The organism is Parabacteroides sp. PFB2-10 (assembly GCF_029893085.1).
Taxonomy (GTDB): domain Bacteria; phylum Bacteroidota; class Bacteroidia; order Bacteroidales; family Tannerellaceae; genus QVMG01.
This window is the reverse complement of the sequence record NZ_JARXWI010000026.1, coordinates 1-20,942: the sequence shown is the minus strand read 5'-3', so window position 1 is coordinate 20,942 and position 20,942 is coordinate 1. Positions and strand designations below refer to the sequence as shown.

Sequence of the window (20,942 nt, the reverse complement as noted above, 5' to 3'; positions counted from 1 at the left end):
TTCTTTTCTAAGAAGGGGAGCTTTGGATAGTGATTCCTATAATCTTCACACATTACATTATCTGATCCCTTCTCCTTTCTCCCTTCAATTATTACTATACTTGAACCCCCTAACAGCCATTCTTGATGGGAGGGGATGATTTTCATTTGAACAAAACAATAAGAGAAATGTATGCCAAGCCAAATACTTCCTTATTTTTGTGTTTTTAAGGGCTTTCGGGCGGTTTTCGGCGTTTTATTTGAAAAACATGTTGTAGAATATAAAAAATGTACGACTTTTATTGGATACTTATCACTAATATTGCAAGTGTAAATGCAACACTTATTATCAAATACAGCAATACGAACAGGAAATGCTTGAATCATTAAAAGAAGAGGTTTTCGTAGCGAACCTCGATTTAGTAAAACATGGATTGGTGATTTTCACCTGGGGAAATGTAAGCGCGATAGATAAAGAGACTGGCTTGGTGGTGATTAAACCGTCAGGCGTTTCGTATGAAACGATGAAGGCGGAGGATATGGTCGTTGTCGATCTGGAAGGAAAGATTGTGGAGGGCCGCATGAAACCCTCTTCGGATACGCCGACTCACCTTGCCTTGTACAGGGCCTTCCCGGAAATAGGGGGCATTGTGCATACCCATTCTACCTACGCGACCTCTTGGGCACAGGCCGGCCGTGATATTCCGAATATCGGGACTACCCACTCGGATTATTTCAAAGACGATGTGCCCTGTACCCGCCAGATGACCGTAGAGGAGATCAACGGAGCGTATGAACTGGAAACGGGCAATGTGATCGTGGAACGTTTCAAGGATTTGAATGCCGAATATACACCGGGTGTACTGGTCAACAACCACGGGCCGTTTGCCTGGGGAAAGGATGCGCATAATGCAGTACACAATGCTGTTGTATTAGAGCAGGTAGCCAAGATGGCCTATATTGCCTATGGCGTGAATCCGGATCTAAAAATGAACCCGGAACTGATTAAAAAACATTTTTTCCGCAAACATGGTCCCGGCGCCTATTACGGACAATGATTGCGAACAAACAAATAAAAAAAATCTATTATTACTAATTAAAACTGATATGCCATGAATTTTGGAAATTATGAAGTATGGTTTATCACCGGAGCACAGTTGCTTTACGGTGGTGATGCGGTGATTGCCGTTGATGCACATTCGAACGAGATGGTCAAAGGATTGAACGATTCCGGCAACCTTCCCATCAAGGTGGTTTACAAAGGAACCGCCAACTCATCGAAAGAGGTTACTGCCGTCATGAAAGCAGCTAACAACGATGAAAAATGTATTGGAGTGATCACCTGGATGCACACTTTTTCTCCGGCTAAGATGTGGATACACGGTTTGCAAGCATTAAACAAACCGCTGTGTCATTTCCATACACAGTTCAATAAAGAGATCCCTTGGGATACCATGAATATGGACTTTATGAACCTGAACCAGTCGGCACATGGTGACCGCGAGTACGGACATATTACAGCACGTCTGCGCAAACCGCGCAAAATCGTTGTAGGTCACTGGCAAGATGCTGCGGCGCAAGAAAAGCTGGCTGTATGGATGCGTGTGGCCGCTGCTTGGGCAGATGCACAAGATATGTTGATTATTCGTTTCGGAGACCAGATGAATAACGTAGCCGTAACCGATGGTGACAAGGTAGAAGCTGAAATGCAATTAGGCTATCACGTGGACTATGTACCGGTGAACGACCTGATGACCTATTATACGGCTGTATCGGATGCGGATGTGAAAGCGCTTGTTGCTGAGTATTTTGCTCAATACGACCATGCTGCTGCATTAGAAGATGAAAGTACAGAAGCCTATACGAAGGTGTATAACTCTGCGAAAGCGGAGATTGCTATCCGTCGTATTCTTGAAGATATGGGCGCGAAAGGTTTCACGACGAACTTCAACGACTTAGGTCTTATGGACCAGATACCCGGACTTGCCAGCCAACGTTTGATGGAGGCCGGTTATGGTTTCGGTGGTGAAGGCGACTGGAAAACGGCGGCTCTTTATCGTACGATGTGGTTTATGAGCCAGGGTATGCCGAAAGGTTGCTCTTTCTTGGAAGACTACACCTTGCATTTCGATGGCGAGAAGAGTGCCATCCTGCAAGCTCATATGTTGGAAATTTGTCCTCTTATCTCTGCTGAGAAACCTAAACTGGAAGTACACCGCTTGAGCATTGGTATCGACAGCGACACAGCTCGTTTGGTATTTACAGCGAAAGAGGGTGAAGGTATTGCTGCTACGATCATTGACTTAGGCAATCGCTTCCGTATGATTGTAAACAAAGTGGATTGTATCAAGAGCAAACCGCTTCCTAAACTACCGGTAGCTTCTGCTTTATGGATTCCACGTCCAAACCTTGAAGTAGGTGCAGGCGCTTGGATTATGGCAGGAGGAACTCACCACACCAGCTTCTCGTACGACCTTACGGTTGAGTATATGGAAGACTACGCGGAGATAGCAGGTATAGAGCTTGTTGTTATCGATGAGAACACCAATATGTCGGAGTTCAAGAAAGAGCTTCGTATGAATGAGGTATATTATTTGCTCAACAAATAATGCTCCATCATGATAAATAGTGCAAATGCAAAACAAACAATCGAATCAGGTAAAGCTATTTTGGGTATAGAGCTTGGCTCAACCAGAATAAAAGCTGTTTTGATTGATGAAGAAAATAGACCGATCGCACAAGGTAGCCACAGTTGGGAGAACCAATTAGTGGATGGTCTATGGACATATAGTATAGAGGATATATGGAAAGGCTTGCAAGATTGCTATGCAGACCTTAGAATAAACGTACAGACTCGCTACAAAGTAGAGTTAGAGAACTTGGCGTCTATCGGCGTAAGTGCCATGATGCACGGCTATATGCCTTTTAATGACAAACAAGAGATCTTAGCGCCTTTCCGCACTTGGAGAAATACGAATACAGGGCAGGCTGCTGCTGTCCTGTCTGAACTTTTTGTCTATAACATTCCTTTGCGTTGGAGTATCTCGCACATCTATCAAGCTATTCTTAACGGAGAGGAGCATGTAGGCGAGATCAGCTTCCTGACTACCCTGGCGGGATATATCCACTGGCAACTGACAGGCAAGAAAGTATTAGGTATAGGCGATGCTTCCGGTATGCTGCCTATAGACCCTGATACGAAGAGCTATTATGGACACATGGTAGATAAGTTCGACTCTTTGATTGCCGATAAAGGATACGCCTGGAAGTTGCTTGATATTCTTCCTGAGGTGTTATCGGCCGGTGAAGACGCGGGACGTCTGACGGAAGAGGGAGCACGTAAACTGGATGTGTCGGGTAACCTGAAGCCGGGTATTCCTCTTTGTCCTCCGGAAGGAGACGCGGGCACAGGTATGGTTGCTACGAACGCAGTAGAGCAAAGAACCGGTAATGTCTCGGCAGGAACCTCCTCTTTCTCTATGATCGTATTGGAAAAAGATCTTTCTAAACCGCATGAGGAGATAGATATGGTTACGACGCCTGATGGTAGCTTAGTGGCTATGGTACACTGTAATAACTGTACTACCGACCTGAATGCCTGGGTTAATCTCTTCAGAGAGTATCAAGAACTATTAGGTGTTCCGGTAGATATGGATGTGGTGTATGAGAAACTATATAATCACGCGCTTACGGGCGATACGGATTGTGGTGGTTTAGTCGCTTTCAACTATGTTTCAGGAGAGCCTATCACAGGACTTTCAGAAGGCAGACCTTTATTTGTACGCTCTTCAGGCGACAACTTCAATCTGGCTAACTTTATGCGTGCTCATCTGCAAGCCTCTGTAGGGGTATTGAAGATTGGTAACGATATCCTCTTCAACGAGGAGAAGGTGAAGGTTGATCGTATTACAGCTCATGGTGGCCTTTTCAAAACGAAAACGGTTGGTCAACGGATTCTTGCCGCGGCACTCAACTCGCCTATCTCCGTGATGGAAACAGCCGGTGAGGGTGGTGCCTGGGGTATTGCTTTGTTAGCCTCTTATTTAGTTAATAACGAAAAGCAACAACCGTTAGCCGAGTTCCTTCATCAACATGTCTTTGGTGGTGAGGCTGGTATAGAGATATCACCTTCAGCCGAGGATGTAGAGGGATTCAATATTTACATAGAGAACTATAAAAAGGCTCTTCCGATAGAGGAAGCCGCCGTTAAATATAAAATATAGGTCACTTGTAAGAAAGAGATTAAACACGAACTAATAATTTAAATTACTATTATGTTAGCATTAGATTGGATTGTAATTGGAGTATTTGCGCTCGTGCTCATCGGTATTATCGTGTGGGTAATGAAGCAGAAGCAAAATGACTCGGCTGATTATTTCTTGGGAGGACGCGACGCGACGTGGATTGCGATCGGTGCTTCTATCTTTGCGTCGAATATTGGTTCCGAACACTTGATTGGATTGGCGGGTGCCGGTGCGTCAAGCGGTATGGCTATGGCTCACTGGGAAATCCAGGGATGGATGATTCTTATCTTAGGTTGGGTGTTTGTTCCGTTCTACTCTCGCTCTATGGTGTACACCATGCCGGAGTTCCTCGAACGGCGTTATAACTCGCAATCGAGAACGATTCTGTCGGTTATTTCGTTGATCAGTTATGTGTTGACCAAGGTAGCCGTTACGGTTTATGCCGGTGGTTTGGTGTTCCAACAGGTATTTGGTATCAAAGAGCTGTGGGGAATCGACTTCTTCTGGATCGCGGCAATCGGGCTGGTGCTTATCACCGCGCTCTATACCATCTTCGGAGGTATGAAATCGGTATTATACACCTCGGTATTGCAGACGCCTATCCTCTTGTTAGGCTCGCTGATTATCCTGGTGCTCGGATTGAAAGAGCTGGGCGGCTGGGATGAGATGATGAATATTGCAGGTGCTACTACGGTGAATGAATACGGAGATTCAATGATCAACCTGATCCGTAATAATGGCGACCCCGACTTCCCCTGGCTGGGAGCGTTGATCGGTTCGGCTATTATCGGTTTCTGGTATTGGTGTACCGACCAGTTTATCGTGCAACGCGTACTTTCCGGTAAAGACCAGAAACAAGCACGCCGCGGTACAATCTTCGGTGCTTACCTGAAGTTGCTTCCGGTATTCCTGTTCCTGATCCCCGGTATGATCGCTTACGCGCTTCATGTGAAAACCGGTAGTTTCCTGCCTGTTGATGCAGCAGGTATGCATAACGCGGATGCGGCCTTCCCGACCCTGGTAGCGAAACTGCTTCCAGCCGGTGTGAAAGGGCTGGTTGTTTGCGGTATCCTGGCGGCTCTGATGAGTTCGTTGGCTTCGCTGTTCAACTCGTCCGCTATGTTGTTTACGATCGACTTCTATAAACGATTCAAGCCGAAAACATCGGAAAAGAAACTGGTGGTTATCGGCCAGGCTGCTACGGTAGTGATTGTTATCTTGGGTATCCTCTGGATCCCGATCATGCGTAGTGTGGGTGATGTGCTTTATACCTACCTGCAAGACGTTCAGTCGGTATTGGCGCCGGGTATTGCGGCTGCCTTCCTCTTGGGTATCACCTGGAAACGTACCAGTGAGAAAGGTGGTATGTGGGGCTTGATCTCCGGTATGGTGATCGGTTTGACCCGTCTGGGTGCCAATGTCTATTACAGCAACTTCCCGGATGCAGCTCAGAACCTGTTCAAATCAGTATTCTATGATGTAAACTGGTTGTTCTTCTGTGGATGGATGTTCCTGTTCTGTATCATTGTGGTAGTGGTTGTCAGCTTGTTCACCAAAGCGCCTTCTGCTGAAAAGATTCAAGGTTTGGTATTTGGTACGGCTACGGCGGCACAGAAAGCCGAAACACGTGCCAGCTGGAATAAATGGGATGTGATCCATTCCTGCATTATTCTGGGTATCACAGCCGCCTTCTATTTCTATTTCTGGTAAGGAATAGCGAGATAAACAGATAAAAAGAGCGGAGGTTTCTCAAGGAAGCCTCCGCTCTCTTTTTGGTACCCCTATGAAATAGTTAACCATGCATGGTTTCGTCGATGGTGTAGTTGATAAATCGGTTCAATGGATAGATCAGTTCAAACCGCTTCAGACTTTCTGTAAGCGCATCGTCCCCATCAAAGAAATCATCTTCCACAAAGCTCGAGCAGGTATAGTTTTTATGCTTCAGCCATTCGCCACCCTCCGTATCGGCGGGAAAGGGAGCCGGCATCCGTTTTAGTTTGTACTCATCGTCCATCCTGAAGTGGCGTGTAAAGGCTGGCGCCTCCACAATCGAAACGAACTCCTCCATATTGTCGTATATGTCCTGCCGGAGCGCCTTCAACAGGGGAGGGTCGAGGTGCCAGACACCACCGGCAAACAGGGAGCCTCCGGGTTCTAAATGAATATAATAGCCGGCGCGTTGATTCATTTTGCCCCCTTGCGTGACAAAGGCGCCGAAATGTGTTTTGTAGGGTGTCTTATCGGCCGCGAAGCGTGTGTCCCGGTAGATACGGAAGATCGAATCTTTCGCCGTCGTGGCGGCGGCTTCGGGGTCAAACTTGGCAATGCCGACGATCAGATCGTCTACTAAGGCTTCGAATAGCTTCCGGGCAACCTGGTATTTCTCTTTGTTCTCCTGAAACCAGGTACGATTGTTGTTGGCTTGCAACTCTTTTAAAAAGTCGAATATTTCTTTTGTTTGCATCTTTAGTTATAGTATAAATGGCTGATAAAGGTAGTAAAAAATTATAAAAAACGGAGATATTCTTTTATGGCTACTTCCACTAACTGTTCGGTTTTGCGGGATGCTTTTTTGAAGAAAGAGACCTCCACTTCCGGCGCTTTCTTCTTCGTGACTTTCTTCCACGAGCCAATGATACGCCCATTCAGCATAACGGTAGGGCTGAATAGCCCGTTTTTAGTCATCACCTTCCCGTAGTGCTCGTTTTCGATCAGCTCCGAACGATCCTTGTAACTGACCACGAACTCATCGAAAGGAGGAAGCAGCAGGACAGCGTCTTTTCCTTTTTCCGGTATCCGAATATCATTTTTCATCCAAAATTCCCTACCATTCAGCGTCTCCGAAACAAACTGCTCTTTCACCAATTCCAGAGCGCTACGAGCTTCGGTTATAAGCAATCCGGACCACCAAATGAAATCGTGCAAGGTGGCCGGCCCATGGCTGGAAAAGAATCTATAGGCCAGCATGGCCAATGCCTCCTCCTTGACGAAAGCCCGGGTCTTGGGCGTGCGTTCTTCTAACAGGGCGTAGGTGTGTTTGATCCCTTTAGCAACTCCATTGCATACGATCCCTTCTATTTCAGCTTGAGACAATATGATACTCAGTTCCCGCTCGTCTATCTCGATCCCCTCGTTTTTCAGATGCATATCGATCTCCTGTTTGGTCAGGTGTCCCTGTTTTTCCAATGTGTTGATCACCTGAACACGTTTGCGGGGTAGATCCGCTTCGTCAATCCCTATCATCCTGGCATACGAAAAGAATACGGGCTTTAAATGCGGAAAGGAGAGTTCTATCATCCAGTGGATATCTTCGGCAGAGACAAAGTGCCAGGTCGGACGCAAGATATGGGTGCGAATGATGCGCCCTGCATCGAGCGCCTCTGTCACCCGTTGGTAGGTGGCTCCTTCCAGCCTGTTTCCTATGCCCCATTTGGCCATTTCCGAAGCTTGCGATTGCATGGCGCCCATATAAGAGACTACTTCGTGCGGTTCTTTCAGTTGGTTTCCGGCCAGCAACTGATTATGCAGGCGTATCTGTAGGATGTCTGTCGGATTCATCTTTGTTTTTTTGTGCTTGTAGTAGATTTTACAAACCTACGCATAATATATGATTTTTATTTTTTTTCGGGAGAATTTGTTAGCCGAGCATAGTGAACCAGTTGGCTGAGTATGGTCGACCAGCAAATTGTCTTACGTTTGGCAAAAGATACTCCTTCGTGCTTGTCCTTCGGTTTTTATTCCCATCCTGCCCATGTCAGCTATCCGGAGGAAGTTCAAAATGAGGCGGAAACGTTTAAATTATCGGATCTGAATGGCTGATTAATAAACAATATAGCTACATTTGCGGTTTATTTAGTAAACAGATTGGGATGGATATATTAACGAGTCTTATTTCTCCTTTTTTCCAGCATCGCCGGGGCAATATCGAGAAGTATGCGGAATTCAGTGATCTTATTCAGCAGAAGCAGCTGAAGAAATTGCTGGATAAGGCACGGCATACTGAATGGGGGAAGAAATATGACTTCAAAAGTATCCGTTCTTATCAGGACTACAAAGAGCGCTTCCCCATTCAGACCTACGACGATCTGAAGCCCTATATCACCCGCATGGTGAATGGCGAAAAGAATGTGTTGTGGCCATCCGTTGTGCGTTGGTATGCTCGTAGCAGCGGCACAACAAATGATAAGAGCAAATTTATTCCCGTGACCGACGAGATTCTCTGGCGTTGTCATTACAAAGGGGGAGCCGATTGCGTGGCGCTCTATCTGGAAAACAATCCCAAAAGCGGCTTTTTCTCGAAGAAAGGCTTGATACTCGGTGGAAGCCACAGTCCCTCGGCTCTAAATGCCCAGGCACACCAAGGCGACCTTTCGGCGGTGTTGCTGCAAAACCTCAATCCCTTGGTCAATTTGGTGCGTGTGCCCAAGAAAAAGATCATCCTGATGGATGAGTGGGAAAGCAAGATCAAAGCGATTGTCGACAGCACCTGGAACAAAGATGTGAACAGCCTGTCGGGTGTTCCCTCCTGGATGTTGGTGTTGATCCGCGCCATACTGGCCAAAACGGGTAAAGAGTATCTGACCGAGGTCTGGCCGAATATGGAGGTTTTCTTCCATGGGGGTATTAGTTTTGAGCCCTACCGCGACCGTTATAAGGCGTTGATTCCTTCCGATAATATGCACTATATGGAGACCTATAATGCTTCCGAAGGGTTCTTTGGTATCCAGAGCGATCTGGGTGACCGTAGCCTGTTGTTGATGCAGGATTATGGCGTTTTCTATGAATTTATCCCGTTGGATGAGGTCGATAGCGATAATCCGACCGTCCTGCCGTTGCATGAGGTCAAGAAAGATATCAACTACGCGATGATTATCAGTACCCTGGGCGGTCTTTGGCGTTATCAGATAGGCGATACGGTTCGTTTTACTTCGTTGTTCCCCCATAAATTTGTTATCTCCGGGCGCACCAAACATTACATTAACGCCTTTGGTGAAGAACTGATGGTCGACAATGCCGATAAAGCCATCGCGCTGACCAATCAACAAACCGGCGCAGAGGTAAAGGAATATACCGCGGCCCCTCTTTTTATGCTCAACAAAGCAAGAGGTTGCCATCAGTGGATCATCGAATTTGTAAAAAAGCCCGGTTCCATCGAAGAATATGCCCGTTTGTTGGATGAAAACCTGAAGCGTCTCAACTCCGACTACGAGGCAAAACGCTACAAAAATATCTCGCTCCAACCATTGGAAATTGTCGAAGCCCGTGAGGGTGTTTTCTATGAGTGGTTAGCCCGGAAAGGAAAATTGGGCGGGCAACACAAGATTCCGCGTCTGAGCAATAGCCGCGAACTGTTGGAAGAGCTATTGGGCATCAACCGTTCGGCCTCGCTGACCTGATGGGAATCAGAAGCGGAACGACAGGTATAATCCGACACTATTCGACTGCATCGTAGGGGCAATGACCCAATTGTCTGCCGCTTTTTTGTTGATATTTCGGGCAATGGCATTACGCACTGGGAAGTAGATCAGGTAAGACAATTCCGCGGAAAGAATACCGAACCCGGCACCGGCCACTACATCGGCCATCCAATGACGGTTGTTATAAATGCGCGAGGCAGCGACAAAGCTGGCGATGGCGTAACCCGAATAGGCCAATACCGGCGAGCTATGACGAAATTCCTTATAAGCAATATGCGCGCCCAGAAAGGCGTTTGAGGTATGTCCCGATGGAAAGGTGTGGGGTTTGCCGTCCGGTCGGTTGATATCGACCACCTCTTTCAGTCCCTGCACCATACCGGCATTCAATACTTCAGCCAACCCTACCACCATCAACTGGTCTACCCAGTTGTGTTTTTCTTTTCCCATCAGGTCGCAGGCAAATACCCAACCAAGCATACCCCATTCTAAGTAATCATCGATCCGTACCTGTTTGTCGCGCGTTCCCCGCCGGAAAAGGTGGTAATCTTTCATGTCATCGATCAGATGTCCGGCCGCCCCCACGCCGATAAGCGCCGCGGGAAGGATCAGTTGTTTCGGTTTGAAGGTGTATTCGGCAATCGGCATACGCTCCGGAACGGAGTCGACCGGCAAGGCCTCCGCATTGTTATCCCGACCCCAGGCCAACGACACATTCACACACGCCAAAAACAATAGGAGATATCTTTTCATATACATTCGTCTCTTTTCAGCTGCAAAGAAAATCAAATTATTTGGGAAATAGGGTGAATGCCGGAGGCAATCAGGCCTTTTTGGCTTCGGTGGAGCGCTTTCTCCAGAGGAGGGGGGTGGTGCCGGTGTATTTGTTGAAGTGGCGTCCGAAATTGCTTTTGTCGGTATATCCGACCATAAAGGCGATCTCGTATACCGGTTGGGTAGGGTGGAGCAGGAGTAATTGCTGGGCTTCGCGGATGCGAAGCTCATAGATCCATTCCGTGAAGGTCTTGTTGAGGGTATGGTTGATGTAGTGGGAGAGGTAGGTGCGGTTGGTGTTGAGCTGTTGGGCTACCTTCTCGATGGTCAGGCGGCTGTTGAGGTATTGTTTTGTTTCGATCCATTTGGCTATTTCTGTTTCTAATTGCTGCGTGCCGGCATAGGATATTTTGCTATCGACAGGGGTTTTGGTGACGATGATTGGTTTGATCCGCTGGAAGAGGAAAGCGTAGTTGATAAATTTGACCCCGAAAAAGCAATAAAAGATAATATGAATACAGGCAAAACAGATGGCGGTGATCAGCGAAGAGAAAAGGGCGGAGCTAAGCGCCATGATGCCTATGGTCAACGCCATAAAAAAGGCGATGCGCACCCACCGGAGACGAAGCTTTTCCTGGGCGATGTAATAGTTGTCGAGGTTGTAGGTGTATATCCTGTAATGTTTCAAGAAGAGGTAGGTGTAACGGATCAGTAAAGAGGCGTAATAGACGGTGAAAAGGTAGAAAATGACGGAAAACCTATGGGCTTGGCCGCTATAATCTGTACTGAAAATAAGGATGGTGAATACAAGGATGACCAATAATTCAGCGGTGATTTTCCGCCAGGTGACAAAGTCTATATTGATAAGACCGATCAGGGTGTAGGTAAACAACAGGGCTTGCAGGGAGGCGACCGAGAGGGTGAGCGCCTGAACGAATGGAGCGGAATAGTCACCTCCGCTTGTCCCTAACTCGAGGATGACGAGCAGGCTGAAGCTAAGGTAGGAGAAGGCCATGACTTTCCGCGAAAGGCGGTAGCTATGCAGGCCGGATCGTTTGGAGATAGAGAGGGTGAGAAAGCATATTCCAAATCCGAATGTTACGCCAATCGATATGAAAGAGAGTATATAGTAGAGGTTTTCGAGAGCCATGGCTAACGATTTAATAAACTGAAAATAAGAATTTATCCCTGCTCTTTTGCCTGAAATGCCAGGGCGTAGAGTCGCATTTGCTTTACCATGGCCACCAATCCGTTGGAGCGGGTAGGCGAGAGATGCTCTTTCAGTCCGATTCGGTCGATGAAGTAAAGGTCGGTATCTAATATTTCCCGGGGAGTATGCCCGGAGAGTACCTGGATGAGCAGCGACACGATGCCTTTCACAATGACAGCATCGCTTTCACCTCGAAAAGTAACGATTCCATCGGCATATTCCGCCTGTAACCATACGCGGCTCTGGCAGCCTTCGATCAGGTTGTTTTCTGTTTTGTATTTCTCATCAAGCGGTTCGAGGGAGTTACCCAGGTCGATCAAAAGGGCATATTTGTCCATCCAGTCGTCGAAGATGGAAAACTCTTCTATAATTTGATCTTGTGTGTCGTTGATAGTCATAAGTAGAGTTGGTTTATCTGTTGTAAATAACTTCCAATACGGTTTGTCCGGCTGCTTTCAGGGTAGCTGGGTCGATATTACTCATATTGTCATTCAATGTATGCCAGTGGGGACCGAAGCCGTGTGACGGAGATCCCTCTTGTCCGTCGTTGGTGTAGATGATATCGACGCATGGGATGCCGCGCCCTTTCTGCACATAGATATGGTCGTCGGTGATGGCACTTCCGTTGGTGTTGATAAAGTATTTGCCATAGCCCAGGTTACGTGCCGCTTCCCAGATCTTTTCAACCGTTGGTGCTGCCTTATACATCGAGTAGCCCTCTTTGAAGAAGGTGGCATTCCGCGCTCCTACCATATCTAATAAGATGCCGAACTCGGCACGGTAATTCGGTACATGCGGCTTCTTTGCCCAGAACTGGGAACCCAGGCACCAGGTGTCTTGTTTGTTTGTTTTGGAAAAGGAGGGCTCCCCGTAATCTTCCGCGTCGAAGAAGATAATATCGATGCCTATGCCCGGATCCTGTTGGTTGATCTGCCGGGCAATCTCCAGTAAGGCGCCCACGCCACTGGCTCCGTCGTCGGCTCCGTCGATGGGGGTATAATGTTTGGAGGCATCCGCTTCTTCATCCGCATATGGACGAGTGTCCCAATGGGCAAACAATAGGATGCGTTTTTTATTGTCCGGATTGTAGGAACCGATGATGTTACGCGCGTCCAGTTTCGTTCCGTCGTAGGCAGTGAGCACCATGTCCTGTATAAACAAGTGGGCACCGAACCGTTTCAGTTCGTCGATCAGCCAATCGCCGCAGGCTTTGTGTCCCTCTGAATTGGGTACGCGGGGACCAAAAGCGACCTGGCTGGCCACGTAGGCATAGGCACTGTCGGCATCGAATGTGGGAACTTTACCTGTTTCGATTGTTGTCGTGTTTGTTTTCTCTGTCGTATTCTTGTCGGTCGCTCCTTTATTGGCGCAGGCGACCATCAGGCAGATAATCAGTAAAGGGATGATCTTTCTGGTATGCATAGGGGTATTTCCTTGTTTGAATGGAACAAAGGTACATTTTATCGTTGTATCTCCCAAGTGTATGTTTGCCTTTAATAAGCTTCGGACTGCACGGCATCCATCACTCGCAGGAGGTTTCCACCCCAAATCTTTTGGATGTCTTCGTCGCTGTATCCTTCGTCGAGTAGGCGCATGGTTATGTTTATCAGCTCATTGGCGGCGGCACAGCCAATCACTTCGCCTCCTCCGTCGAAGTCGGAACCGATCCCGACGTAATCGATGCCTACCAGTCGAACGACATGGTTGATATGGCGGATGACATCGCTCAGGGTTGCTTTTCTCTCTTTGTTGAGGAAGCCGTCGTATAGGCAGATCTGAACGACTCCGCCGTTGGCTGCTAAGGCTCTGATCTGTTCATCGGTCAGGTTGCGGCGATGGTCGCATAAGGCGCGGGCCGACGAATGGGAAGCGATAACCGGCAATGTGCTGGTCGCCAGTACATCATAGAAGGTCGATTCGGCTGCATGGGAGAGGTCGATCATGATACCCAGGCGATTCATCTCCTTCACTACCTCTTTGCCGAAGGGACTGAGGCCGTTCCAGCGAGGTGTGTCGCTTGCTGAGTCGCAGAGTTGGTTATTGCCATTGTGACAGAGGGTAATATAGGCTACGCCCATTTCCTTGAACCGTTGCAGCAGAGAGATATCTTCTCCTATGACATAGCCGTTTTCGATGGCCGGAACCAACGCTTTCTCCCCTTCCCGCTTGAGACGGAATAGGTCGGCGGGTGTGCGGGCGATCCCTACCCGCGAGGGATAAAGCTCTTCCTGGCGAAATACCTGTGTGAGGCGGTCGATCGTGTAGTTGTATGTTTCCCGGTAGGCCGTTTCGGTTAATTCCTTTTGCTTGAGGTAGGCTACCATAAAGACGGCGTCTAGCATCCCTTCCTCCATAAAGGGAAGGTTTACTTTGCCGGGCACATCTATCCATGTTTCTTCGGTGTAGTCTTCGGGTTCAACGACTGAAAGGTCTACTTGCGCGACCCCTTTGATGCCGAGATCGACGGCAGGCTTGAAGAGCATCGGTGTGTCCGTATGGGAATCGATGGTCAGGATGCGCTGGTGAAGCCTCTTGGCTCGCGCGAACAGGGAGGCTCTTTCCACGTGATAGGCAAATAGGGTCTTCATCACCTCGTCGCCGTTTGCCGCCATGGCTTCCGGATGCCATTGCACACTGAAGATCTCTTTCTCCGGATGTTCCATCGCTTCGTTGATGGCGTCCGGTGCTGTTGCCGTGGCGATAAAGCCGGGAGCCGGCTCTTTGATCGCCTGATGATGGAAGGAATTGACGAAAAGGGTCTCTTTTTTGAGTAGTTTCCGTAGTTTGGAATCGATATCTTCTATGTTTACGGTATGCGAAGGCAATTCGCGCGCCAGGGTCTGGCTGTGTTTCAGGAGCGAACGATCGGTTTGTGAATAGATATCTTGATAGACACTTCCGCCAAAGGCGACATTTAGTATCTGATGTCCGCGGCAGATGCCCATAATAGGGATCTGGCGATTCGCTGCCAGGCGAAGCAGGATCAGGTCGTATTCGTCGCGGAACGTATCGACATCCTGTAGCTGGGGAATAGGCTCTTCCTGCAGGTAGAGCGGATTGATATCGCCTCCTCCGCTCATGACGAGCCCGTCCAAGCTCTCTACAATCGCTGTCAGCGCTTTGATATCAGTAATGACCGGGATAAGGACAGGTACACCTCCGGCTTGTAATACCGATTGTACATAGGTCTCGGCAATACAGGAAAGTCCGTCTTTCCGGTTGGCAGAGATACCGATTCGGGGAGGTTGTTTGTATTCATTCGCCGCTGTATAGCGGTCTACTTCCCCGTACAGTTCCACTAAACAGGGACGACGGACTTCGATATGCATAGGAATTGATTTTAAGCGTCAATATTCGCGTAGGTAGCGTTCTCTTCGATAAACTCACGACGTGGGCCTACCTCTTCACCCATCAGCATGGAGAAGATATTGTCCGCGTCGATGGCGTTATCGATTGTGATCTGCTTCAACGTACGGTTCTCCGGATTCATGGTCGTATCCCACAATTGGTGGTCGTTCATCTCTCCCAAACCTTTGTAGCGTTGCGTATGCACCTGGTTCTCGTTACCGGCGGCATATTTGTCGATAAACATCTGGCGCTGTTGTTCTGTCCAGCAATATTCTTCCGTTTTACCCTTTTTGCAAAGGTATAACGGTGGTGTTGCCAGATAGACATAGCCATTATCGATCAATGCCCGCATCTTGCGGAAAAAGAAGGTCAGGATTAATGTGGCGATATGGCTACCGTCCACGTCGGCATCGGTCATGATGATCACCTTGTGGTAACGGAGTTTATCTAAGTTCAATGCTTTCGGATCGTCTTCCGTACCGATGGTAACCCCCATCGCCCGGTAGATATTCTGGATCTCATCACTTTCGAAAATCTTATGATCCATGGCTTTTTCTACATTCAGGATCTTACCACGCAAAGGCAGAATAGCCTGGAACATACGGTCGCGTCCCTGTTTGGCTGTACCACCTGCCGAGTCTCCTTCGACCAGGAAGAGTTCACATTCGGCCGCGTCTTTGGATGAACAGTCAGCCAGTTTTCCGGGCAGTCCGCCTCCGGAAAGGGGTGATTTGCGTTGTACCAGCTCACGGGCTTTGCGAGCCGCGTGACGGGCCTGTGCGGCCAGGATCACTTTGTCGACAATGATCTTGGCTTCCTTCGGGTGTTCTTCGAGGAAATAACCTAACGCCTCGCCAATTGCCTGGTCTACGGCGCCGGTCACTTCGCTGTTGCCGAGCTTTGTCTTAGTCTGTCCTTCGAACTGCGGTTCGGCCACCTTGATGGAGATTACAGCAGTCAATCCTTCCCGGAAGTCGTCTCCCTGGATTTCTACCTTAGCCTTCTCCAATAGTTTGGAATCTTCCGCGTATTTCTTCAGCGTACGTGTCAGTCCGCGACGGAATCCGGCCAGGTGAGTACCCCCCTCGATGGTGTTGATATCGTTTACATAGGAGAAAACGCTTTCGTTATAAGAGGTGTTGTAGGTCATCGCTACTTCCACCGGGATGTTATTCTTTTCTGTTGTGATATGTATCACGTCCGGGATCAAAGATTCTTTAGAGCGGTCGATGTAACGAACAAACTCCTTTAATCCCTCTTCAGAGCGGAATATTTCTCCCTTAAAGCTGCCATCATCATTGGTGTGGCGTTTGTCTGTCAAACGCAGCGTTACGCCTGCATTCAGGAATGCCAGTTCGCGTAAGCGGTTTGCCAGGATATCATATTTGTATTCCAAGACGGTAAAGATGGAACCGTCGGGCTTGAATGTGATCGTAGTCCCTGTTCTGTCGGTGTTTCCAACGACTTGGATGTCACCTAAAGGCTTCCCAATGGAAAATTCCTGTTGATAGATTTTTCCATCTTTGAAAACTTCAGCTTTCAGATAGGTAGATAAGGCGTTTACGCAAGAAACACCCACCCCGTGCAAACCGCCGGATACTTTATACGAATCTTTGTCGAACTTACCTCCGGCATGGAGCACTGTTAATACAACCTCCAAAGCTGATTTTCCCTCTTTCTCGTGATAATCTACCGGAATACCACGGCCGTTGTCCGTTACTGTGATAGAGTTGTCTTCGTTGATAAACACATCGATCTCATCACAATATCCGGCTAAGGCCTCGTCAATCGAGTTGTCAACTACTTCGTATACTAAATGGTGGAGACCTTTTTCACTAATATCGCCAATGTACATGGCAGGTCTTTTGCGCACGGCTTCTAATCCTTCGAGTACCTGAATACTGTCCGCGGAGTATCCGTTGTTCGGCGTATTCTTCAATTCTTCACTCATCTGTTTTATCCTTTGTTTTAATCTTAAATTCTCGTTTCCAAAAATCCAACAAATATACTGAAAATAATTGATATGAAGAAGTATATTTTTTATGAAAATAGGAGGGTAAAGTAATTCCTGATGATGGTTTAAAAAAGTCTTTAAAGTCCTAAAGGTCTTTAAGGTTCTTGAAGGCTTTGGTATGGATGATCTGAGGTCTTTTAGAAGAAAAAAGAGGATGCGCCTTCCGGTACATCCTCTTTGTCCTTTTCCATTATCAATTTTCCATTATCAATTGATTTCCGTAGCCCATAGGGGAATCGAACCCCTCTTTCAAGAATGAAAATCTTGCGTCCTAACCGATAGACGAATGGGCCATAAGGGGGTAAAAAAGCCGGGCTTGATAGTCCGGCTACATTCCTTATGGAAAATACTTTACCTCTTTTATGCTAATTTAGCAATACGCTTTGCCAGCTTCGACTTCAGATTGCCAGCCTTATTCTTATGAATAATGTTATTCTTAGCAAGTCTGTCGAGCATAGAACAAACTTTCGGATACAAAGCCTGTGCTTCCGTTTTGTCTTCCATTGCACGCAGTTTGCGCATTGCGTTACGCGCAGTCTTAGCATAATATCTGTTGTGCAAACGACGGGTGTTTGTCTGTCTGATTCTCTTTAATGATGACTTGTGATTTGCCATGTCTTTTTAATTCTATATTTTACTATTCGTAGCCCATAGGGGAATCGAACCCCTCTTTCAAGAATGAAAATCTTGCGTCCTAACCGATAGACGAATGGGCCAAGTTGTCAATCTACTCACTTTTAGCGATCTAAAAGAGGTGCTTTCTGAATTGCGACTGCAAAGATAGATCATTCGTTTTAACTACCAAAAGTTTTTATAAGAAAATTAAATAAAATTACTGTTTTAACTTCTCTTTAGAGCTAATATCCTCTAAGTGAATCTCTAATGCTTTCACGGAAATGTTTATCTCCCAGATACATACGCCAAGCGATGCTGTTAGCAACAAGAGAGCGATACCGAAGATATAGGCGGCTATCGTCTGCCAGTTGATGTAGACAAAGAACATGGCAACCACGCATAATAATAGGCTGGATATGCCCAGTATTTGCATCGAACGGATCAGGTAAAGTCGCTTTCTTAAGTTTTTAATCTGTGCCATATCCCGTGGGTCGTTCGTTTGCTGATGCCTTTCTTTCAAGGCTCGCACGATGCCTGCGTATGAGAGGAAGCGGTTGGTATACGCCAATAGAATAAGGGAGATGGCTGAGAAGAGTAGGGAAGGGGTTGTCAAATCCAACATAGAAACATGTATTTTGATTACTAATGATTTCGTACCTTTGGCCTGTAAAGATAGTGATTATGTTGAGTAAAACGCGTGGCATCGTACTGCATATTATCCCGTACAACGATAAGTATGTTATTGTACATATCTATACCGAATTATTCGGGCGGGTTTCTTATATGGTGCCCCGTCAGAAAGGCAAGAAAAGCGCGGTTTCAAAGGCCTTGTTTATGCCCCTCTCGGTATTAGAAATGGAGGTCGATCATCAGCCCAAGCGCGATATCCAACGGATAAAAGAATGTCGTAGCTGTTATCTCTTGAACAGCTTATCGTTCGATCCGGTCAAGAACGTATTGGCTCTTTTCCTTTCGGAACTCCTTTACCGCAGTATAAAAGAGACCGAACCCGATCGGCGTCTCTTTCAGTTTCTGTATGGTTCGATTCATTATCTGGAGCATGCGGAAGACGGGATTGCCAATTTTCATATCGTTTTCATGATGAACCTTCTGCATTACCTGGGCGTATTCCCGCGAGGTGATACCTACCGGAGTGGCTTTTATTTCGACCTCCTGAGCGGCACTTTCAGGGCAGACATACCGATGCATACCCATTTTCTCACGCCGGAGGATAGCCTCTTTTTCTACCGATTACTACGCATCAGTTTCGAAAACATGTCGCTCTACGCCTTTTCGCGCAGCGACCGGCGGAATATCATCCGGAAAATCCTTGAATATTACCAACTCCACCTGCCGGGCTTCTCCGGAGTCCATTCGCTCGATGTCCTGGAAACTCTATTTGACTAAACAGTTTGCCCCGGCTATGTTTGTGCATATGCAGAAAAGATTATACTTTTGTCTCGCAAAAAAAGCCTTGGTAGTTCAACGGATAGAACAAGTGTTTCCTAAACATTAGATAGGGGTTCGATTCCCCTCCGAGGTACTTTTGGAGCCTGCCTTAAATAGGGCAGGCTTTTTTTATCGGCTACTCTTTACATAGTCTATTCCTCCGGTAATGGGTTTTCATCCGTTCCGTCCCATTCGTCATTGATGCTGATTATGAACTCATCGTCGGAAGGTGAGTGGGAGTAGAGTCGTCCGGTGTATCGGATGATGCGGTTTGTCAGCGGCGTTATTCCGTTTACCTCGCGGCTACGCAATACCTCGGCTTCTGCATGGGCGGTGAGTGTGACATCCATTGTTGCCATCTCTTCCGGTACGAAGGTATAGAACGCATGCGTTATGCCCGTAGTGCCGATCTGCTCTTCGGTAAACTGATGAGTAAAGCTCACCGGATCGTTATTCGCTACAATTCCTTGTCCGGTGCGAATGTCCAGCTGGTTCGGATAGCGTGTTACATCCATCGTGAAAGATACGGCCTCTTCCGGAACGGCATCCGTCGATACGAACTCTATCCGGCTGACGATCCGGTGCAGGGTAATGGTCTGGTGATATTCCTGCCCGGCTTCAACCTCCAGCTCCATGGAGAGGTAAAAGGTATCGGACACCTTTTCAAAACCCATCTCCGATCCGCTCAATGTCCCGCCCGGCCCATTGTGCGCTATAAATAATATGGTGTAAACGCCCTGGGGCAGGGCGTCGGAAATGATACCGAAGTCGAGATCTTCCTGCGCCGAATAACATATTTTACGTACAGGTTCCGCTTCATTCTCTTCGTACACGATATATTCAATCGTGCAGCATTGATCTTTCAGGGTTTTCTCTCCCTCTTCCCTTTCCACCACCGGATCGGGAATGTCCAGGGGAGGAATTCCTTTTGTATCGGGGAAAGGAATGGTTTCCTGACTCAGAGCTACAGAAAAAGTAACATCGGATAGTGATTCATCGATCGGATCGACTGGCTCGGATCGGTTACAACCCATACAGGCCAAAAGGGCAAGTACCCAACATACGTGTGTTTTCATACCTTAAGGTTTTCGTTTGGTTATTATTAATTATAGGTTGCAAGAAAACATTTTTTTTTTAATTCAGAAAATATTTGCCGCTAAAAATACATTTTGGCTCTCTTTTTTTTATGCCTTTCCTTCCGTTGCCCACGATCCATTATCCATTGTCAACGATCCAATTCCGATTGCCTTCCTTTTTCAACGACAGATGCAGAAAGTTTCTCTTCCGGTAAAGAATCGCCTGATCGAAAACCAATCCACTGTTTTTCAATACTTCCAGTAATTCTGCTGCCTCTTTCACTGTACAATCTGCTGCTTCTCCCTTCAGGTGCTGACTGTTCGCCGCGCCACCCACCGTTCTGTTTAGCGCCACCGACCGATAGCCGCTACTGATCCGTATCGGCTTTCCATAAAGTTCGCGCAACGGCTGCAATAGCTCCCTGACCAGACGTTCCATATTTGTCATCGCCTCCGTTCCTGGCCGGTTCTCTATTCCCAGCCGGGTGGCTGTCCGGCTGTAAGTCATCTCTTCCCAATTAAAATTCGCTGTTATCTTTCCTTTCATAATTGCTCTGCGCCTTCGGCTAAGCGATTTCCGCTTCGCTCCAATTGCTTTACGCTTCGCTAAGCGATTTACGCTTCGCTCCAATTGCTTTACGCTTCGCTAAGCGATTTCCGCTTCGCTCCAATTGCTTTACGCTTCGCTAAGCGATTTCCGCTTCGCTCCAATTGCTTTACGCTTCGCTAAGCGATTTCCGCTTCGCTCCAATTGCTTTACGCTTCGCTAAGCGATTTCCGCTTCGCTCCAATTGCTTTACGCTTCGCTAAGCGATTTCCG

At 47.4% G+C, this 20,942-nt stretch carries 18 protein-coding genes and 3 tRNA genes; 7 read left to right on the top strand and 14 right to left on the bottom strand.

Going from position 1 to position 20,942, the window contains the following annotated elements; translation table 11 throughout:
• Nucleotides 1-352: 352 nt before the first annotated feature.
• From M2137_RS14395 to M2137_RS14380, 4 genes are read left to right on the top strand one after another with little or no spacing between them, the layout of a single operon-like run.
• Nucleotides 353-1,036, top strand: a complete 684-nt coding sequence (locus M2137_RS14395; RefSeq protein WP_280767126.1) for an L-ribulose-5-phosphate 4-epimerase — start codon at nt 353-355, stop codon at nt 1,034-1,036.
• A 54-nt stretch (nt 1,037-1,090) separates the two neighbouring features.
• On the top strand, nt 1,091-2,587 hold the full coding sequence (araA, locus tag M2137_RS14390) for an L-arabinose isomerase (RefSeq protein ID WP_280767125.1): 1,497 nt from the start codon (nt 1,091-1,093) through the stop codon (nt 2,585-2,587).
• A 9-nt stretch (nt 2,588-2,596) separates the two neighbouring features.
• Nucleotides 2,597-4,201 carry an FGGY-family carbohydrate kinase gene (locus tag M2137_RS14385; RefSeq protein ID WP_280767124.1) on the top strand — a complete coding sequence of 535 codons (1,605 nt, stop codon included), beginning with the start codon at nt 2,597-2,599 and terminating at the stop codon, nt 4,199-4,201.
• A gap of 51 nt (nt 4,202-4,252) precedes the next feature.
• A complete protein-coding gene (locus tag M2137_RS14380) occupies nt 4,253-5,932 on the top strand; it encodes a sodium:solute symporter (RefSeq protein WP_280767123.1) in 1,680 nt (559 codons plus the stop codon).
• A gap of 82 nt (nt 5,933-6,014) precedes the next feature.
• Here M2137_RS14380 and M2137_RS14375 read toward each other — a convergent pair whose 3' ends face one another.
• A complete protein-coding gene (locus M2137_RS14375) occupies nt 6,015-6,686 on the bottom strand; it encodes a DUF2461 domain-containing protein (RefSeq protein ID WP_280767122.1) in 672 nt (223 codons plus the stop codon).
• A 41-nt stretch (nt 6,687-6,727) separates the two neighbouring features.
• A complete protein-coding gene (locus tag M2137_RS14370) occupies nt 6,728-7,780 on the bottom strand; it encodes a winged helix DNA-binding domain-containing protein (RefSeq protein ID WP_280767121.1) in 1,053 nt (350 codons plus the stop codon).
• Nucleotides 7,781-8,091: 311 nt separating this feature from the next.
• On the opposite strand from M2137_RS14370, the gene M2137_RS14365 reads away from it, so the two are divergent.
• On the top strand, nt 8,092-9,618 hold the full coding sequence (locus M2137_RS14365; protein ID WP_280767120.1) for a GH3 auxin-responsive promoter family protein: 1,527 nt from the start codon (nt 8,092-8,094) through the stop codon (nt 9,616-9,618).
• Between the two features lie 6 nt (nt 9,619-9,624).
• Here the strand turns inward: M2137_RS14365 and M2137_RS14360 are convergent, their stop codons facing one another.
• From M2137_RS14360 to M2137_RS14315, 10 genes are all read right to left on the bottom strand, one after another.
• Entirely contained in the window at nt 9,625-10,389 is a 765-nt protein-coding gene (locus M2137_RS14360; protein ID WP_280767119.1) for a phosphatase PAP2 family protein, read from the bottom strand.
• 70 nt (nt 10,390-10,459) lie between these two features.
• Complete coding sequence (locus tag M2137_RS14355) at nt 10,460-11,560, bottom strand: helix-turn-helix domain-containing protein (RefSeq protein WP_280767118.1); 1,101 nt, start codon at nt 11,558-11,560, stop codon at nt 10,460-10,462.
• A gap of 32 nt (nt 11,561-11,592) precedes the next feature.
• Nucleotides 11,593-12,018 (bottom strand): SufE family protein, encoded by a 426-nt coding sequence (locus M2137_RS14350; RefSeq protein WP_280767117.1) that lies wholly within the window; start codon nt 12,016-12,018, stop codon nt 11,593-11,595.
• A gap of 13 nt (nt 12,019-12,031) precedes the next feature.
• Complete coding sequence (locus M2137_RS14345; RefSeq protein ID WP_280767116.1) at nt 12,032-13,042, bottom strand: M28 family peptidase; 1,011 nt, start codon at nt 13,040-13,042, stop codon at nt 12,032-12,034.
• Between the two features lie 71 nt (nt 13,043-13,113).
• Nucleotides 13,114-14,949: a gamma-glutamyl-gamma-aminobutyrate hydrolase family protein gene (locus tag M2137_RS14340; protein WP_280767115.1), complete on the bottom strand. Its 1,836-nt coding sequence runs from the start codon at nt 14,947-14,949 to the stop codon at nt 13,114-13,116.
• 11 nt (nt 14,950-14,960) lie between these two features.
• Nucleotides 14,961-16,919 carry a DNA topoisomerase (ATP-hydrolyzing) subunit B gene (gene gyrB / locus M2137_RS14335; protein ID WP_280767114.1) on the bottom strand — a complete coding sequence of 653 codons (1,959 nt, stop codon included), beginning with the start codon at nt 16,917-16,919 and terminating at the stop codon, nt 14,961-14,963.
• A 284-nt stretch (nt 16,920-17,203) separates the two neighbouring features.
• Nucleotides 17,204-17,275 (bottom strand) — tRNA-Glu (locus M2137_RS14330).
• A 67-nt stretch (nt 17,276-17,342) separates the two neighbouring features.
• Nucleotides 17,343-17,597 carry a 30S ribosomal protein S20 gene (rpsT, locus tag M2137_RS14325; protein WP_280767113.1) on the bottom strand — a complete coding sequence of 85 codons (255 nt, stop codon included), beginning with the start codon at nt 17,595-17,597 and terminating at the stop codon, nt 17,343-17,345.
• Between the two features lie 29 nt (nt 17,598-17,626).
• A tRNA-Glu gene (locus tag M2137_RS14320) sits at nt 17,627-17,698 on the bottom strand.
• A 116-nt stretch (nt 17,699-17,814) separates the two neighbouring features.
• A complete protein-coding gene (locus M2137_RS14315) occupies nt 17,815-18,219 on the bottom strand; it encodes a DUF2721 domain-containing protein (RefSeq protein ID WP_280767112.1) in 405 nt (134 codons plus the stop codon).
• A 59-nt stretch (nt 18,220-18,278) separates the two neighbouring features.
• Here M2137_RS14315 and recO point away from each other — a divergent pair, with 59 nt between their 5' ends.
• Both recO and M2137_RS14305 read left to right on the top strand, forming a co-directional pair.
• Entirely contained in the window at nt 18,279-19,004 is a 726-nt protein-coding gene (recO, locus tag M2137_RS14310) for a DNA repair protein RecO (protein ID WP_280767111.1), read from the top strand.
• Nucleotides 19,005-19,068: 64 nt separating this feature from the next.
• Nucleotides 19,069-19,140, top strand: a tRNA-Arg gene (locus M2137_RS14305).
• A 58-nt stretch (nt 19,141-19,198) separates the two neighbouring features.
• On the opposite strand, the gene M2137_RS14300 is transcribed toward M2137_RS14305, so the two are convergent.
• Both M2137_RS14300 and M2137_RS14295 read right to left on the bottom strand, forming a co-directional pair.
• Nucleotides 19,199-20,122, bottom strand: coding sequence for a FimB/Mfa2 family fimbrial subunit (locus tag M2137_RS14300; protein ID WP_280767110.1), 924 nt, complete (start codon nt 20,120-20,122; stop codon nt 19,199-19,201).
• Nucleotides 20,123-20,261: 139 nt separating this feature from the next.
• Nucleotides 20,262-20,669 carry a D-Ala-D-Ala carboxypeptidase family metallohydrolase gene (locus M2137_RS14295; RefSeq protein WP_280767109.1) on the bottom strand — a complete coding sequence of 136 codons (408 nt, stop codon included), beginning with the start codon at nt 20,667-20,669 and terminating at the stop codon, nt 20,262-20,264.
• Between the last annotated feature and the right edge of the window lie 273 nt (nt 20,670-20,942).

Bases quoted from the DNA above. Each gene is read 5' to 3' on its own strand.
- M2137_RS14345 (WP_280767116.1), bottom strand. From the start codon at position 13,042: ATGCATACCAGAAAGATCATCCCTTTACTGATTATCTGCCTGATGGTC.
- M2137_RS14365 (WP_280767120.1), top strand. From the start codon at position 8,092: ATGGATATATTAACGAGTCTTATTTCTCCTTTTTTCCAGCATCGCCGG.
- rpsT (WP_280767113.1), bottom strand. From the start codon at position 17,597: ATGGCAAATCACAAGTCATCATTAAAGAGAATCAGACAGACAAACACC.
- M2137_RS14340 (WP_280767115.1), bottom strand. From the start codon at position 14,949: ATGCATATCGAAGTCCGTCGTCCCTGTTTAGTGGAACTGTACGGGGAA.
- M2137_RS14295 (WP_280767109.1), bottom strand. From the start codon at position 20,669: ATGAAAGGAAAGATAACAGCGAATTTTAATTGGGAAGAGATGACTTAC.
- M2137_RS14300 (WP_280767110.1), bottom strand. From the start codon at position 20,122: ATGAAAACACACGTATGTTGGGTACTTGCCCTTTTGGCCTGTATGGGT.
- M2137_RS14350 (WP_280767117.1), bottom strand. From the start codon at position 12,018: ATGACTATCAACGACACACAAGATCAAATTATAGAAGAGTTTTCCATC.
- M2137_RS14375 (WP_280767122.1), bottom strand. From the start codon at position 6,686: ATGCAAACAAAAGAAATATTCGACTTTTTAAAAGAGTTGCAAGCCAAC.
- araA (WP_280767125.1), top strand. From the start codon at position 1,091: ATGAATTTTGGAAATTATGAAGTATGGTTTATCACCGGAGCACAGTTG.
- gyrB (WP_280767114.1), bottom strand. From the start codon at position 16,919: ATGAGTGAAGAATTGAAGAATACGCCGAACAACGGATACTCCGCGGAC.
- M2137_RS14395 (WP_280767126.1), top strand. From the start codon at position 353: ATGCTTGAATCATTAAAAGAAGAGGTTTTCGTAGCGAACCTCGATTTA.
- M2137_RS14385 (WP_280767124.1), top strand. From the start codon at position 2,597: ATGATAAATAGTGCAAATGCAAAACAAACAATCGAATCAGGTAAAGCT.
- M2137_RS14360 (WP_280767119.1), bottom strand. From the start codon at position 10,389: ATGAAAAGATATCTCCTATTGTTTTTGGCGTGTGTGAATGTGTCGTTG.
- M2137_RS14355 (WP_280767118.1), bottom strand. From the start codon at position 11,560: ATGGCTCTCGAAAACCTCTACTATATACTCTCTTTCATATCGATTGGC.
- M2137_RS14315 (WP_280767112.1), bottom strand. From the start codon at position 18,219: ATGTTGGATTTGACAACCCCTTCCCTACTCTTCTCAGCCATCTCCCTT.
- M2137_RS14370 (WP_280767121.1), bottom strand. From the start codon at position 7,780: ATGAATCCGACAGACATCCTACAGATACGCCTGCATAATCAGTTGCTG.
- M2137_RS14380 (WP_280767123.1), top strand. From the start codon at position 4,253: ATGTTAGCATTAGATTGGATTGTAATTGGAGTATTTGCGCTCGTGCTC.
- recO (WP_280767111.1), top strand. From the start codon at position 18,279: ATGTTGAGTAAAACGCGTGGCATCGTACTGCATATTATCCCGTACAAC.